Source organism: Sulfuricurvum sp. (assembly GCF_049277495.1).
GTDB lineage: Bacteria > Campylobacterota > Campylobacteria > Campylobacterales > Sulfurimonadaceae > Sulfuricurvum.
Genome location: NZ_JBASYM010000038.1, coordinates 1 through 14,431 on the forward strand (window position 1 = coordinate 1; position 14,431 = coordinate 14,431).

Below are 14,431 nucleotides of genomic sequence, written 5' to 3' on the forward strand. Positions count from 1 at the left end.
GCCTCATCTATTTTGCCGCATGTGCCGTCATGTCCAAACAAAAATGGCAAGACGACAGAGAAGCGCTGCGTCAAGAAGCTCTCCACAAACGCCGCAAAGCACAGGAAAGTTTTTTTGAGGAGCTCGAACAACATAACCGACGCAAGATCAATGCCATGCAATGCAGCCAAATAGAGTATCGTACATTGCTGAACCTCCCGGAGGACGGCACACTGGAACTCTCCCAGATCAAATCTGCCTACCGCAAAGCCGCTAAAAAGGCGCACCCCGATGCCGGCGGCTCTCAGGAAATGTTTATCCGTATCAAAGAAGCATGCGACGCGCTGCTGGATTTGGTATAACTCGTTCTCGGAAGGCGCTTTTCTTTATGACAATACTCCTATTCAAAAAAATAGCATCTCATCATTTTTTTAGTATACTGCATATTATAGATATACCAAACATACAAAGCGCAGAGGAGTCAATATGTCTAAAATCGTAAAAGTAATAGGATTGGGTGGATCGGCACTCGTTTTAGCTGGTTTATTCGGATTGGATGCTTTGGCCGTTGAGCTAAAAAACAAACCCTTAGCCCCGATGCAGAAAATGGATCAAGAGCGGCATATGGTCAATACGATGCGTCAACTCGGATTTGCGGTCGAGTCGGTGACACAGAAAGGCAATGGCGTCTGGGAAGTACGCGTCAACGGTTTTGACAGCCGGAAAGCAAGCGGAACATTCCGCGGTGCCATCATAGCTCCTTCGACAACCATTCGAGGGGGCCAAAACGCGGCAATGGCAGGCAAAAGCGGAATGAGCGGCCGAGGCGGTGCAATGGGGCCTAAGGGCGGCGGCCTCGCAAGCGACCAAGACGGCAGTGCTACCGGTGGCGGGAGCGGCGGTTCCGATGGAAATAGCGCCCATGGCAATGGAGGACTGTTTGGTGATGACAATACCGGCGGAAGCGGAAATGGCGGACTGCTCGGCGATGACAATACCGGCGGCGGATCGGCTACCGGCGGCGGCAAAGCCGCACTGCAGGTTTCAGTATCGCCAGACGGTAGCATGGTCATCAATGCGGACAGTTTGCGCAAAGCCGGATTTGCCAATACTCTCAAATCAACCGCCAATGGTCAGGTGAACTTTCGATAATAAAAGAGGGGATAAAGGGAATTCGAGATAGACTTGATGAGAATTCGTTATCTGTTTTTTCCAGTTGCTGTGATGATGACAGCCATCTTTAGCGGCTGCATAGCTCCTCTTGCCCCGGATCCTTTTTATCCTCGTGAATGGGGTGAGATTACGCGGTTAGGGGATCAATGCAAATTGATCGAAGGGAGCTATGTCAATGATGGCGAATGGAGAGGAGAAGATAATCAAACCAAAAATGTTTCTCTCTCTTCGATATTATTTATCCCTTCAAACAGCAAAAAAATATCCTTATTCACGAATACACGAAGGACCGATTCTCACGGTGATTCATTCATAAATCTTAAAGTCGTACCGGATAATAATCAAACTTCTGATTACAACATAGAGTGCTTCTGTATCGACCAAAATATCATTTGTCCGGGTCTAAACCAATCGTATGGGTTTGCTCCCGTCGGCTTTGCCAGCGGAGGAAACAACGTTTATTTTTCTATTGGAAAAGACAATGCTCTGCTTGGAAGAGTAGACGATGTCAGGTTAGGATTGATTTTCGTTGTCCCGATTCACATTACCAAGAAAGCATGGGTACGATTTAAACACGCAGACCAATAGCTTACGTTTCACTCTCCCTCATCATGATCTCATCTTCCAAATCCACTCTCAATCTGCGCGGCTTCATAAAAAAACGGTAGTAAATCAGATATAAAAACAACCCGAAGTAGGTCAAAGCTCCCACCGAAATAAAAAGAACTCCGATATTGAAATGTTTTTTCTCGATAATGAGACGGGATTCAACACGTTCGATGCGGGTATAGCCGTTTTGGTAAAACATCTCATCGATACGATCCATCTTTTCGGCGTCCGACAGATCCGCATGGCTTATCTGTAAAATATAGTCCCTGAAAACCGCAAGGTTCTGCGCATAATTACGGCGATCCCAATAATAGACCAATATTCCAAGCGGCAATATGAACATCATGATAATAGTGCCCATAGCTGTCTCCTCACATGGCATTTAGGCATTATAACATCGATATATCTTAGAGAAAACCGCTATTGATTCTCTTTCCATCCTTTCAGGCAAAAATTCATATTAGGCTATTTCATAGATTTATAAGTTTATCTGCATCATAATACATACCGTATAATGTTAAATATCGGTATTCATAAGCTCTGCAATAAAGGGATAGTATGGAAAACAAAACATTTGTCGTCATCATCAGCTCGATTGTTATGCTCATCGGTGCCGGGGTACTGCTCTTTGTTCTGCTCTTGAAGTTCGATTTGTTTTTACTCATTCTGGGCGGGCTTCTCGTTTTTATCCCTGTCATCTTTATCAAAAACCAATTAAATAAATCAGAGACGATCGAAGATAAAACGTATGAATGGTATAAAGAAAAATATCCGGATAATGTTCAGGGTGACTTCGTTACCTGTTTTACCTGCGAAAACAATTCGATCGATGTCCGGCCGTTGATACACGAAACTTTTCAGCATGAGATTTTTTGTACCCAATGCGCAAAGACTCTTTATTATTCTTCGAAATCACCCTCATAAGCAGAAGGATACGGGCATACGCGCCAATCGATCTTTCATTGTACTTACTTTTTAAGTTATACTGACAAGAACAATGAAAAGAGAGACATGCGCAAATCAATAATTTTTATCTACGGAATTGTTTCCTATCTCATTGCTCTGGTAGCACAGATATGGTTTATTTTGTATCTCGGAGAGTGGGAGTTTATGCCGGTTACTGTCAATGGGCACCAAACGGTATCACTTATCTCAGCCTTGTCCATCAACTTTGCTTTGGTTCTTTTGTTCGGTCTGCAGCACTCCATAATGGCACGTCCTTCATTTAAAAGATATCTGACCCAAATCATCCCTCAAGCCTCCGAACGGAGTACCTATGTCCTTTTTTCAGGGTTGGCGCTGGGGCTGATCTGTTTGTATTGGCAGCCGTTAAACGGATATTTATGGCAGGTGGAAAATGAAACCGGAAAAGCGCTGTTGACGGCAGGGTATCTGTTCGGGTGGCTGTTTTCGCTCTTTTCGACCTTTATCATCAACCATTTCGAACTCTTCGGACTGCAGCAGATCTATTTGAACTTCATCAATAAGCCTGAACCGGCGGTGACGTTTCAGGAAAAACTCTTTTACAGATTGGTGCGCCATCCGATCCAGCTGGGAGTGCTGATCGGGATATGGCTGACGCCGAGCATGTCTTATTCGCACATGATGCTTTCCGTCACCTTGAGTATTTATATTTTTATCGGTCTTTGGCTTGAAGAAAAAGATTTGCTTGCGGCATGGGGTACGACCTATCAAGAGTATCAGCGTCGTGTCCGAATGATACTCCCTTTTCCGAAATAACCCCGTTACGTTATCGATTCAAATCTTTTTCAAACGGCAGGTAGGTATAGGGGAGCTGATAGTAATTCAGAAAACGCCCGGTCGTCGGATAGCCGCTTTGCCGAGCCAGCCGCGAGAAGTTAAATCCTATGCCGACGTAAAGGATACGCTCACTTGCATCCGAAAACCCCTCATCGTAATGGCGCGTATAATATCCCAGATGAAATTCGCCGTAGCGAAGATAGGGATTGGTAATGGATTCAAACCCTTCGGCCTTGATCGCAATGAGGTACTTCATTTTTTCGTATTCGGTGACAATATCGGCTGTCGTGAAACTGGGAACATACTCCAGCCTCAGATCAACACGCCGGGAAAGGTCGGGATACGTCGCAAAAAGATAAGCACTGACCGCGCCGAGAGTATTCATGATCGTATCTTCATACGAAAACCCGAGCCGATCGCTAAAAGCGTCCCCGGCTTCCATATAGTTCATCAGAAAAAAATAAGAAAGCGACCCGTACAATGCCGCCTTCTCTTTGTCATATCCCCAGTTTTCATACAGATTGATAAGCCCTGTACCGACGAAATAAGAGGCATACAAATGCCCCGCTTTATCGGCTCCGCCTGATTTCGTATCCTTCCCGAACCACTGCTCATTGCTGCTGTGCGGGGCAGATTTTCCATAATCCCAATTGACTAAGCCCCATCCCGTAATCAGTGCGGCACCGGCTAAATTCGTATACAAAATATCATTTTTACGCTCATCGCCCTCCCCGAAAAGAGAAGAATGCAAAAAAGCAAAGACTATAATAAAACGTAATATCATAATGTTATACCTTTTTTCTATTTTGAGGCGATACGGTTTATGAGACAAACTGCTCCGATTCATCAAAAACACAGTTTGCGGCATCTTGATGAATCAATTGGTTGGCTTTGATGAGGCGCTCGCATACGGTTTCTACCGTATCCCCTTTTTTCAATATGATCAGACTTCCTTTCAGATGATATTCCGGATAGTGATGGATCAGTTTTTCCAAAGCGCATCGGGCGCCGACATGATCTACAAACGTAAATAATACGGCGATATAATGATCATTCACTCTTCTGCCGACATCGCTTTGGCGTACGCTGTCTATCAAATGCGCTTTGTCAACATCGTAATCATCACAGGCTACCAGAGCCAGGTTAGCTTCAATATTGTATCGGTCGAGTGTATAAAGAGCCATTTTAATATCCTGCTCCAATGCAAGCATCAAATCAACTGTCCCTAACTCTTTCATCGTGTCCCTTGTCTATTTTCATTTGTCATTCTGTTATAAAACCTGTATTCTACCTAAAAATTCCACAACCCTATTGTCGCCGGCTTTTAACGTTCAAGTATCCAAAGAAGCGTGATTAAGCAAAATTCACTACAATACGGTAACTGATATACGATCACAAGGATACCCCATTAAACCACCTGCAACCAACCGGAAAACGACGCCGAAACGAGATTATTCAAAACCTGCACCAAACTTTCAACGCAAAGCGCCTCCGAAAAAAGAGAATCTGGATGTTACTCTGAAAAACGAGATCAAAGCGATGTTTATGAACTGGTTTAAATCTTCCAGAGCCGTTGCGGGTCATGTTATGGGCAAAGCGGACGTCATTAAAAATGTTCTGAAAAAACTCGATTCCAAACAAGACAAGATTTTCGAAAGAGCAATGGATGAACTCAAGAGTGACGGCCTGATAGAAGTACAAGAAGACGGTGTTACGTTGGTATTGACCCAAAAAGGTGCCGATACTCTTTAATAAGAGATTTTTTCCCTTATCCGTGGAGAATCGTGTACAGATATTCTTCGATCTGTGCGACTTCGGTGATCTCCCGTTTTTCCAGCATCTGCTGGGAGAGGACATCCTCTCTCAGTATCTCTAGAATGTCGTCCGGACTGATGAGTTTGTCGACACTTCGGATATATTCCAGCAGCAGCTGAAAATTATCGAATCCTTTGCGATTGGAGTACTTCAGTTTAAATTTTTTAAATTGTTCCCAATCGATTTGTGTCATCTCTTCGTCTTTTTGTGGTATCGTTTACGTTATTATATAAAAATCCTATTAGTTTCTTCCCCACATTTTCAACTCCGGCAAGAACGGCAGAGAAATAGAGTAAAATTCCAATCCAGAAAAGGGATAATCATGTTCAAAAAAATCATTTTAGCCGCAATGCTCAATCTGCCGCTTCTCACCTCTGCCCATGCCGCAGAAGCAACATCATGGGAACTCTTCGGATGGATGGAAGAGTCCCTGGTCGGAGAATGGGTCCTCTCTGGTGCCGATCAGCAAATCGGGACCGAATCGTATAAGCACCACGCCGTTTTGCCTCTGGTCGGTACCGATGCGACGGGAATAGCATTTAAACTCATCGGCGGTGACGTAACGATCCAGGAAGACCTTTTACCGAATACGACGAAGCAAATGGTGACGATGTACCATTGCAAAGATATAGCCTGCACCAATCTCAAAGCAACCCACTACTGCGTCAAACAAAATCAGCCGGAGTTCCTCGCCAATCTTCGTGAGAGTACTCCGGAGCGGATCATTTTCGATTGCGATATGTCTACCGAACTGTGCCGATCCGATGAGGATCATGTCCATCAGATCATCCATGAACTCAGCAACAACGGCAAACACCTCAAAACTTCGTATCTCAGCTGGGAAAACCAAAAACAAAAATCGGATAGCTCGATCTACCATTTTGATCGAAAATAGCCATTGACTGCACTATGAAAATCATCCCTGTTGCCGACAACAATCTCACCCTTTATCTGAATCTCGCCCAATGCTATGAAGCGGAATTTTCGGGGCTGACCCATAAAAAACCTGATGCCGGCGGTCTGTTTGAACTCGATACGCAGCTCGGGGAGAAAGTGATAGGATTACTCCTTTTTATCCATGAATCGCCTGCAGGTCTTGCCGCAATCACAATCAAAGAGGAGACTAGTTACGAAGTATCCGAATTTTACGTCGTCCCCTCTTTTCGCCGCCATTCAAGCGGGATGACATTTGCCCATAAGCTCTGGAGCATGTTTCCCGGAGAGTGGGAGATCAAACAGATAGAGGGAGCCGCGTACGCCACCGAGTTTTGGCGTAAAACCATTACGGCGTATGATCATACGCCGTATCAAGAAGAACGCTATAACGATCCGTATTGGGGAATGGTCACCCGACAGCGTTTCAGAGTTGAAGCCCTGCCTCCCCTGACCGAAGCCGAGGTTGAAAACACCCTCGCTTCGGATACCAATATCAAGCTCCATGATCAACATGGACTCTATCTGCTGATCAAAACAACCGGAGGAAAACTCTGGCGTTTAAAGTACCGTGACAAAGGGATAGAACGAAGTGTGACCTTGGGAAAATACCCAGAGATGCCGCTCTCTGAAGCACGCATAAGCTGTGCACTGCATCACAGTGATATTGCTCAGAACATTGATCCTTCCCTCCGCCGAAAAGAGAAAAACCGCATCTAGCCAAATCTTGGATGAAATTTACCCATTACCTCACTTCTACGGTGTTTTCTTTAGTCATTTTCACGCTATAATATTTTATTAATGTGATAATAATTTGATGTTTTATTCAAAACATCTCCAAAGGAAAATGATGAATGTCAACATGATTCGAAAAGTATGCCGTCCATTCCGTATTGTTTTAGGCTTAGCGCTTATCAGTTACGGGGTCTATAGTGGCAATGCATGGTTTTATTTAGGTGTCGTTCCCCTCATCGCCGGTCTTGTCAATTTTTGCCCATTATGCAAAATCACCGGACAATGTGAGATTATCTGACTCGATTTTTACAGCTTTTTGACAAATCAGCGGCTGAGCGGTTTTAGCTTGCCGCAATCATCGGAGAGCCATTTTCCGGACTGATCCATTTGCATCACTTCGGTGTGCCCTTGGACAGTTGTTCGGACACTCATTTTTCCGCTATATGATTTATTATTCTTGATGATATATTCCCCCTCTCCGCTGCTATGAGGATTTCCCTGACATTCATATTTGAAACGTACGCTGTTGCCGCTTTGTTTAATAATCTGCTGTTTGCATCTCTGATCGGTTTGAGGAACAATATTGAGCTTTGCATCTTGCGGAGTGATACAGGTTTTAACACTATTGCCTTGAGGAGTCTTCTCAACTCCTTGGGATGCCATCATCTGCTCCATCATTTTACGCTGTTCAGGCGGCATAGAAGCCATCTGTTGATCCATCTGTCTCATCGCCTTTTCCATCTCTTTATTTTGGCTTTTGATCGCTGTCGTATGCTCCCATAGTCCCGGACGAAGAGAAACAGGAGCTGCCTGTACACTGTTTATCAACACAATCAGCGGAACAGACCACTTTAAAAACGTCTTCAAAATCATATCGGACTCCTTTTAGCCTCATGTGGGAGAATTTGGATTTACAATCGCTCCTGAGTGATAAAAAAGTATATCAAATTTATCCTCCACCTGCAAGTTCAGTGCCGATGCATAAAGAAACGGCCACTCTCACCGACCACTATGAAAACCGATTTATATGCAAATAAAGCGGGCATACAATGCATTATGATCCGAGAACTTTTTGACATCGATGGCACAGCTCTCCTGCACTTTCAATCCCCGATAAAAAATATGATCCAGCTTGCAGCTCATAAACGATTTGACCAGATGTCCGTGATCAAGTTCAATGTTTTTGAGTTCCAAAGCACCACAGAGGTTCATCAAAAAACTGATCCGCTGCCGATTCCAGCTGTTAAAATCTCCGGTTACGATCATCGCCCCCTGATGATGGCGTATTTGTTCAAAAATGGTTTCGATCTCCTTCATGTACACCTTGGTCGCGCGGAAGTTGATCGCATGCAGATTGACCAGCAAAAGAGAATCTCCGTTATACAGCGGATAATAAGAAAAAATAGCACTTTTACGGGTACGGATCAAGCTTTCGCGGTGAGCGGAGAGAAGCGAAAACATCTTTTGTTCCTGAACACGCGAGCCGTTTAGAACGCCGTAAACATGCTTGAAAAATTGTATATTCGGGGCAAATGAAAAATCAAAAGCCTCAAACGAGGACGAAGCTAAAGGATTGATTTTGACCTCTTGCAGTGCAACGAGATCGATGGCGTAAGATTCAAGCATCTCACCGAAATAGTGATCAAACGCATATCCGAGATTCTGTTTGTGGACATTCCAGCATAAAAGACCAAATTCCATCGGCAAGGTCTCTTCCTGCCGCGGTTCCGGCTGATTGCGATGTATTCTGAGAGGTTTTAGCATGACATGGACTTCTTTACAATTGCGGCGAAAATATCCGCATAAAATTTTCCAGGATCAGCCTTTGTTTGGATCCTTTTTTCATCCCCGGTGCCGAGTGGGCAATAAGCTCTTTTATCCACTCTTCCATCTGTAAAATGATCGGCTTCGAATAGACAAAACTGACAACTTCATAGTTTAGAAAAAGGCTCCTGTTATCAATATTAACCGATCCCAGCATCACGGCGTAATCATCCAGCAAAACAGCTTTGGTATGGAGCATATTGCCATGATACAACAATATTTCAAGACCGTTTTCCTCGGCTTCGCGCATATAGCTGCTTCGGCCGATGTCGGTGATCCAATGGTCCGAGGTATGCGGGGTAATCAGTTTGACATCGATCCCTTTGTGTTTGGCGATGATCAGTGCACGCAGGATCGTCTCATCAGGTACAAAATAGGGGGTCACGATCCATACCCTCTGACGTGCCGAGTGGATCGCGCTTAACAATGCTTCATAGAGGGGATCGCTGCTCATATCGGGGCCGGAGGGGACAACCTGGAGGGCGTTGTTCCCAACACAAGGTATCTCTCTTTTTTGCACCGTTCTCTTTTCACCGCAGGCATATCCGAAATCGGCCATTAAAATCTCCACATAAGAAAAAACGGCCTCCCCTTCGAGACGAAAGATCATATCGATCCACCGTTTTTTGACCGGGGCAGATCCCAGATATCTCTCCCCCAGATTCATTCCTCCGGCCAGGACGACCTTCTCGTCGAAACAATAGATTTTACGGTGATTGCGCAGGTTGATGTAGTTTTTAAGCGGATGTTTGAGAATCGGCATAAAAAATACCGCCTTTCCCCCTGCATCTCGGAGCGCTTGGAGCGGACGCTGCCAAAAATAGAGTTTATAGGAGCCGACGGAATCGATCAGCAGCTTGACGTCCACCCCTTCCGCCGCTTTTTGGGTCAACGCTTCGAGGATAATCTTTGTCGTTAAATCGTTTTCGAATATATAGGTGCTGATACAGATCGATTCGCGTGCGTTCATGATCTCATGGAGCAGAACGGTATACGCATCAACCCCGTTAAAATAGAGCTGAAGATCATTGCATAGTGTTGTACCCGCTATAGCATGGCTTTCCAGCAGCGTCTCGATCGGGTTGGAAACGGGATGATCGCTCTGATGCTGATCATGAAGGATCAGGGGGCTCTTTTTACTCTTTTGCCGTATTTTTCGGTTCCCGAAAATGAAATAGAGGATAAACGCAGGGAACGGAAACATGAGGATCATAATAAACCAGGCAAGAATGGTACTGTGGTTTCTACGCAGATAAAGCATGTGGAGCATCGTGACGGCCTGTGCAAATGTGACGAATACAATGTATAACGATATATAGCCCATTTTTTATGCCACCCAGCTCTTTCTCTTTTTGATTATAGCGTTCTGATAATTCCAGCAGTATTAATTTGCCCCTATGGTGTGTTAGCGGTTATCTTTCAGGAACTCTTCCAGGACAACGGATTAGAATATTTATGCTCATCCGAAAAGGGGAACCATGCCTGCAAACCGTCTCTTTCTTGCCGTCCCCGTTCGCCTCTATCATTATGAGCAGATCAAAAAAGATTTTTCGCCCTTGTTAAAAGGTCGATGGAGAGAAGAAGAACATCTTCATGCCACGATCGCTTTTTTGGGCAACCGGTTTAATCCTGATCATCTGATCGAAAAACTCTCCGGTTTTGAATACTCTTTTGATATTTCCGAAATATCCGCATTGGATTATTTCGCCGAAAGCCGGGTTTTTGTCGCAACTTTTTATAACCCTACCTTGCAGAACCTCTATGAAAAGCTTGCTCCGCTGCTGGGGCTTGCGTCTATGGAACTTCGTCCCCATGTGACGCTGATGCGAGTCAAAAGTATCCTTGACGCACCCGCATTTTTCAAGCTCTCAGCAGCTGCTTCGGCCGCACCTATCGGTGTACTGGAACCTAAAGTCGCACTCTACCAAAGTCACCTGTCCCCGGAGGGAGCACGTTATGAAATTCTCAAAGAATGGTCTCTGACCTAAATCACTGCCCCTTTAGACATGCAATAAGTCAAGGAAAAAAAGTGTAAGATTTTTATCCAAAAATACAAAAAGGATCATTATGGCATGGGCAACCGCAAGACATATCTTAGTCGGCACCGAAGAGGAGTGCAACGCGTTAAAAACGCAGATTGAAAACGGAGCTTCGTTCGAAAGCGTCGCGCAAAGCCACTCAAAATGCCCATCCGGCAGAGACGGCGGAGATCTGGGCCAATTTGGTCCCGGGCAAATGGTCCCTGAGTTCGACAAAGCGGTCTTTACCGGAGATGTCGGAGTATTATACGGTCCTATCAAAACTCAATTCGGCTACCATCTTTTAGAAGTCACCGCCCGAGGATAAAACTCCCCTCTTTCCCAGCCTCCCGGTTGGGAAAATCACTAAGATTCACTCATTTTTTGTTCCTCATTATTTTTATTTATTTTTCATCAGATAAAATCTGATAGAATGATAAAAAAGGAATAATGATGAAAAAGCTTCTAATCGCTATTCTCACGACAGCTTCTGCTCTTATGGCAGCAGATCCGCTCATCACCGAACTAAACGCTCTAAGCATTATTAAAGACAGTAAAATCAATATCCTGAAGGTACAAGACGAAGGGGATGTATATCTCGTCAACGGAGAGCCTTCGCTGGTGGCGATAGGGCAGCAGAAAAAACCGTTTGATTTTTTCATTACGAAAGATAAGAAAATCATTATTATGGGAAATGCACTCTATACCGACAGCAAAATGAAAGTTGTATTTCCCTTGGACAAAACTATTCTGGAAGGGAAAGAAGCATTCAGTTACGGAACCGGCGGTAACGTTATGTATGTTTTTCTCGATCCGCAATGCCCCTACTGCAAACAATTCGAAAAAGTGATGCCGACACTCAAAAACAAATATACCTTCAAAATTTATCTCTTCCCGTTGTCCTTCCATGCTGACGCGATACCGATGAGCAAATGGATACTCAAAGGAAAAGATAAAAATGATATGGCAGAAAGGCTCTTCGCTTTGGCGAACGGCTCGGATGAGTATAAAACCCTCGTCTTGAGCGCTGATGAGGAGAAGCATCTTACAGAACTTATCAATGCCCAGATCGAAATAGCCAAGGATGCGGAGATCCGTGGAACGCCGACTGTTCTTGACAGCGAACTCAGCAAAGTAAACTGGCCGAGTCTTTAAGGCTTTGTCGTTCACAATGAATATACTCACTCAATTCATACGGCCGCTTCGTACAGTTTCAATACAGCGTAAATTGCTTTTCTTTATCGTAATAACCTTATCGCTGATATTTTCCGCGAGCGGAATATTTATCCATAAACTGGTCAACGATGTTTTTATGGAATCCGAAAAAAGACATATCGCTATTATTTCCGAATCACTCTCCGCTAAAGTCGGGGTATGGTATTTTATTAACAATCAAAATGCCACTTCCCAAATGGATGCTTTTCTCAAAAAGATATTAATAAACTATAAACTCGAATACATCGCTTTTAGAGATACGAACGGAACGCTTGTCTCTGAGATCACTGTTCCGGGGTATTCTGCAGACAGTCCCTATACGATAGAAGATACAAGAGTAATCTACAGTCCGGAAATCGATGATACCCATCATAAAGTCGGAACACTGGAAATCGCCTACGGTTATCATGTACTCAAAAAACTCTCTACGAAATTCTATATCGTCGGAATGCTTTTGGCCTTTTTGTTGATACTCTATTTTTCGCTGGAAATGCGTCTGTTGAAAGAGCTGCTCAACCCTCTGCGGAAGATTGCTGCCGAGATCAAAGGCTACAAGCCCGGAGACAAGCTTATTTTTGAATCCTACAATGGCAATAAAGACGATGCGATTTATGAGATTGTCAACGGATTTCTCCATATGCAGCAAAATATCGATAATGCCTTAAGAGAAAAAGCGATCGAAGAAGAAAACAATCGCCTCAAAGATGCCATGTTGGTCAAACAATCACGATTTATTGAAATGGGAACCATGATCAACAATATCGCCCACCAGTGGAAACAGCCGCTGAATATTATCGAGCTGTGTATTACCGATTTAACGCTCAAAAGTATGATGGGACCCGTTGATTCCGAATATCAGCAAAAACTTTTTAACGATATGCATATGCAAGTGGCCTATATGTCAAAAACAATCGATATCTTTAAAAACTTTCTCCATAATGACCAGACCAAAGATGATCTGGAGACATTTTCCGTTAAAAATGCCATTGAAGATACACTGCGGCTTCTGGGAAGCACATTTGATAAGAACAACATTACCCTGACCCTTAAACTGGATGAGACATCCTGTATTGCCCATGGGTCCATCCATAAATTAGAACAGGTCATTTTAATCATCCTCAACAATGCCGTTGATGCCGGAAGCAGCCAGATAACGGTTGAATGCCTCCGTGAAAAAAAGGATAATGTCATTAAGATATACGATAACGGCGGCGGATTTGATCCGGCTATCAGCGATAAATTATTTGATGCCTACTTTACAACGAAACACCAGTCTCAGGGAACGGGGCTGGGGCTGTTTATTGTCAAAATGATTGTCGAAATGAAATTTAACGGCAGTATAGAAGCCCGAAATTATAATGACGGTGCCCTTTTTATTATTCGGCTCCCCTTGCATACAGATGCTGTATCGGCTCAGAAATAATGCATTGCATCCGCGAGTTTTTATGGATACGAATCCTCTTTCTTGTTACCCTTCAATGAAAAAATACCTTTTGTTGTTCATCACCGCACTTCTGTCTGCTGATGGCTCCCTCGCTGAGCTTCGTCTTCAGGACTACCGTAGCTTCATACAAGAGACGCTGCCCTTTTCCAAAGGGATGCAGCTTGAGAGGGTCAATCTTTATTTTAACCATATCGTGAATAATTATGATATCCATACCTGGGGTGTTGAGGATTACTGGGCAACTCCGAAAGAGTTCATCGTTCATGGCTCCGGAGATTGTGAAGACTTTGTCATCGCCAAATATTTTACCCTCAAAGAGCTGGGGGTGAGCCCCGCCGATATGAAGATCTTTATCGTCAAAGTCAAAGATTCGCAAAATTATCATGCCGTGCTCGGTGTTAAAAATGATCATAATGAAACCCTGATTCTCGATAATATCAGCTGGAAAATCCTCCCGCTTCAAAAAAGAACCGACCTCAAAGCCTTATACGATATTAAAGACCCCGCCCTCAACCATTCTACGGACCCCTTGATTCAGCACGTACTCAAAAATTTTAAAATTCTTCAATCCAAAATCAATGCAGGTAAATAGTAATACTGAATTCAAGAATGGGTATCAATAATTTAATTTTGTTTTTGAATATTATATTTATCGCAAAAGTACTATTATTATCGTCTTTAGTTTATTTTTGACAAGAAGCCTTATAGATCGTCCAAAAGGGGGAGCATATGGAAAAGTTAATAGTGCGTGAACTGCTATTTGGTACTTTTGTCGGTATTACAGAAGGTTTGATCGTTTATTTTATTATGATAGCTTTCGGAATGTTTGATACGATTGCCATTTATGGATAAGTTGTTAAAATATTGATCTGCATCTGCTGTACTTATTAAACCTCTACTTCAACTGCTGACCTTTTCCCCAATC

22 protein-coding genes are annotated in these 14,431 nt (G+C 43.7%); 15 read left to right on the forward strand and 7 right to left on the reverse strand.

The window, feature by feature from the left end; genetic code table 11:
- The 3 genes from WAO38_RS07310 to WAO38_RS07320 all read left to right on the forward strand — a co-directional run.
- On the forward strand, nt 1–341 hold a 341-nt coding region (locus WAO38_RS07310; protein WP_422235768.1), incomplete at its 5' end, for a DnaJ domain-containing protein.
- A 124-nt stretch (nt 342–465) separates the two neighbouring features.
- On the forward strand, nt 466–1,131 hold the full coding sequence (locus WAO38_RS07315; protein ID WP_422235770.1) for a hypothetical protein: 666 nt from the start codon (nt 466–468) through the stop codon (nt 1,129–1,131).
- Between the two features lie 72 nt (nt 1,132–1,203).
- The gene (locus WAO38_RS07320; RefSeq protein ID WP_422235772.1) at nt 1,204–1,740 is read left to right on the forward strand and encodes a hypothetical protein; all 537 of its coding nucleotides are present in this window, start codon (nt 1,204–1,206) and stop codon (nt 1,738–1,740) included.
- A 1-nt stretch (nt 1,741) separates the two neighbouring features.
- Here the strand turns inward: WAO38_RS07320 and WAO38_RS07325 are convergent, their stop codons facing one another.
- A complete protein-coding gene (locus tag WAO38_RS07325; protein WP_422235773.1) occupies nt 1,742–2,122 on the reverse strand; it encodes a hypothetical protein in 381 nt (126 codons plus the stop codon).
- 197 nt (nt 2,123–2,319) lie between these two features.
- Here WAO38_RS07325 and WAO38_RS07330 point away from each other — a divergent pair, with 197 nt between their 5' ends.
- Together WAO38_RS07330 and WAO38_RS07335 are read left to right on the forward strand one after the other, a co-directional pair.
- On the forward strand, nt 2,320–2,685 hold the full coding sequence (locus WAO38_RS07330; protein ID WP_422235775.1) for a hypothetical protein: 366 nt from the start codon (nt 2,320–2,322) through the stop codon (nt 2,683–2,685).
- Nucleotides 2,686–2,772: 87 nt separating this feature from the next.
- Complete coding sequence (locus WAO38_RS07335; RefSeq protein WP_422235777.1) at nt 2,773–3,501, forward strand: methyltransferase family protein; 729 nt, start codon at nt 2,773–2,775, stop codon at nt 3,499–3,501.
- Between the two features lie 10 nt (nt 3,502–3,511).
- Here WAO38_RS07335 and WAO38_RS07340 read toward each other — a convergent pair whose 3' ends face one another.
- The gene (locus WAO38_RS07340) at nt 3,512–4,306 is read right to left on the reverse strand and encodes a DUF2279 domain-containing protein (protein ID WP_422235778.1); all 795 of its coding nucleotides are present in this window, start codon (nt 4,304–4,306) and stop codon (nt 3,512–3,514) included.
- A 37-nt stretch (nt 4,307–4,343) separates the two neighbouring features.
- Nucleotides 4,344–4,760: a hypothetical protein gene (locus WAO38_RS07345; RefSeq protein WP_422235780.1), complete on the reverse strand. Its 417-nt coding sequence runs from the start codon at nt 4,758–4,760 to the stop codon at nt 4,344–4,346.
- Nucleotides 4,761–5,067: 307 nt separating this feature from the next.
- Between WAO38_RS07345 and WAO38_RS07350 the strand changes: the two genes are divergently transcribed.
- Nucleotides 5,068–5,274, forward strand: coding sequence for a hypothetical protein (locus WAO38_RS07350; RefSeq protein ID WP_422235782.1), 207 nt, complete (start codon nt 5,068–5,070; stop codon nt 5,272–5,274).
- A 16-nt stretch (nt 5,275–5,290) separates the two neighbouring features.
- Here the strand turns inward: WAO38_RS07350 and WAO38_RS07355 are convergent, their stop codons facing one another.
- On the reverse strand, nt 5,291–5,530 hold the full coding sequence (locus WAO38_RS07355) for a hypothetical protein (RefSeq protein ID WP_422235783.1): 240 nt from the start codon (nt 5,528–5,530) through the stop codon (nt 5,291–5,293).
- Nucleotides 5,531–5,659: 129 nt separating this feature from the next.
- On the opposite strand from WAO38_RS07355, the gene WAO38_RS07360 reads away from it, so the two are divergent.
- The 3 genes from WAO38_RS07360 to WAO38_RS07370 all read left to right on the forward strand — a co-directional run bounded on the left by WAO38_RS07360 (nt 5,660) and on the right by WAO38_RS07370 (nt 7,303).
- Nucleotides 5,660–6,232, forward strand: a complete 573-nt coding sequence (locus WAO38_RS07360; RefSeq protein WP_422235785.1) for a hypothetical protein — start codon at nt 5,660–5,662, stop codon at nt 6,230–6,232.
- Nucleotides 6,233–6,246: 14 nt separating this feature from the next.
- The gene (locus WAO38_RS07365) at nt 6,247–6,990 is read left to right on the forward strand and encodes an integrase arm-type DNA-binding domain-containing protein (protein ID WP_422235787.1); all 744 of its coding nucleotides are present in this window, start codon (nt 6,247–6,249) and stop codon (nt 6,988–6,990) included.
- A 130-nt stretch (nt 6,991–7,120) separates the two neighbouring features.
- Entirely contained in the window at nt 7,121–7,303 is a 183-nt protein-coding gene (locus WAO38_RS07370; RefSeq protein WP_422235789.1) for a YgaP family membrane protein, read from the forward strand.
- A 26-nt stretch (nt 7,304–7,329) separates the two neighbouring features.
- Here WAO38_RS07370 and WAO38_RS07375 read toward each other — a convergent pair whose 3' ends face one another.
- From WAO38_RS07375 to WAO38_RS07385, 3 genes are all read right to left on the reverse strand, one after another.
- Nucleotides 7,330–7,878: a DUF3617 domain-containing protein gene (locus tag WAO38_RS07375; protein WP_422235791.1), complete on the reverse strand. Its 549-nt coding sequence runs from the start codon at nt 7,876–7,878 to the stop codon at nt 7,330–7,332.
- A 150-nt stretch (nt 7,879–8,028) separates the two neighbouring features.
- Entirely contained in the window at nt 8,029–8,769 is a 741-nt protein-coding gene (locus tag WAO38_RS07380; RefSeq protein ID WP_422235793.1) for an endonuclease/exonuclease/phosphatase family protein, read from the reverse strand.
- Between the two features lie 13 nt (nt 8,770–8,782).
- Nucleotides 8,783–10,153: a phospholipase D-like domain-containing protein gene (locus WAO38_RS07385; RefSeq protein WP_422235795.1), complete on the reverse strand. Its 1,371-nt coding sequence runs from the start codon at nt 10,151–10,153 to the stop codon at nt 8,783–8,785.
- 154 nt (nt 10,154–10,307) lie between these two features.
- Here WAO38_RS07385 and WAO38_RS07390 point away from each other — a divergent pair, with 154 nt between their 5' ends.
- From WAO38_RS07390 to WAO38_RS07415, 6 genes are all read left to right on the forward strand, one after another.
- The gene (locus WAO38_RS07390; protein ID WP_422235797.1) at nt 10,308–10,817 is read left to right on the forward strand and encodes a 2'-5' RNA ligase family protein; all 510 of its coding nucleotides are present in this window, start codon (nt 10,308–10,310) and stop codon (nt 10,815–10,817) included.
- Nucleotides 10,818–10,896: 79 nt separating this feature from the next.
- The gene (locus WAO38_RS07395; protein ID WP_422235799.1) at nt 10,897–11,175 is read left to right on the forward strand and encodes a peptidylprolyl isomerase; all 279 of its coding nucleotides are present in this window, start codon (nt 10,897–10,899) and stop codon (nt 11,173–11,175) included.
- A gap of 125 nt (nt 11,176–11,300) precedes the next feature.
- Entirely contained in the window at nt 11,301–12,002 is a 702-nt protein-coding gene (locus tag WAO38_RS07400; protein WP_422235801.1) for a thioredoxin fold domain-containing protein, read from the forward strand.
- A gap of 157 nt (nt 12,003–12,159) precedes the next feature.
- Nucleotides 12,160–13,485: a sensor histidine kinase gene (locus WAO38_RS07405; RefSeq protein WP_422235803.1), complete on the forward strand. Its 1,326-nt coding sequence runs from the start codon at nt 12,160–12,162 to the stop codon at nt 13,483–13,485.
- 55 nt (nt 13,486–13,540) lie between these two features.
- On the forward strand, nt 13,541–14,098 hold the full coding sequence (locus WAO38_RS07410; protein WP_422235805.1) for a transglutaminase-like cysteine peptidase: 558 nt from the start codon (nt 13,541–13,543) through the stop codon (nt 14,096–14,098).
- A gap of 137 nt (nt 14,099–14,235) precedes the next feature.
- Nucleotides 14,236–14,358 (forward strand): hypothetical protein, encoded by a 123-nt coding sequence (locus WAO38_RS07415; RefSeq protein ID WP_422235807.1) that lies wholly within the window; start codon nt 14,236–14,238, stop codon nt 14,356–14,358.
- Nucleotides 14,359–14,431: the final 73 nt, after the last annotated feature.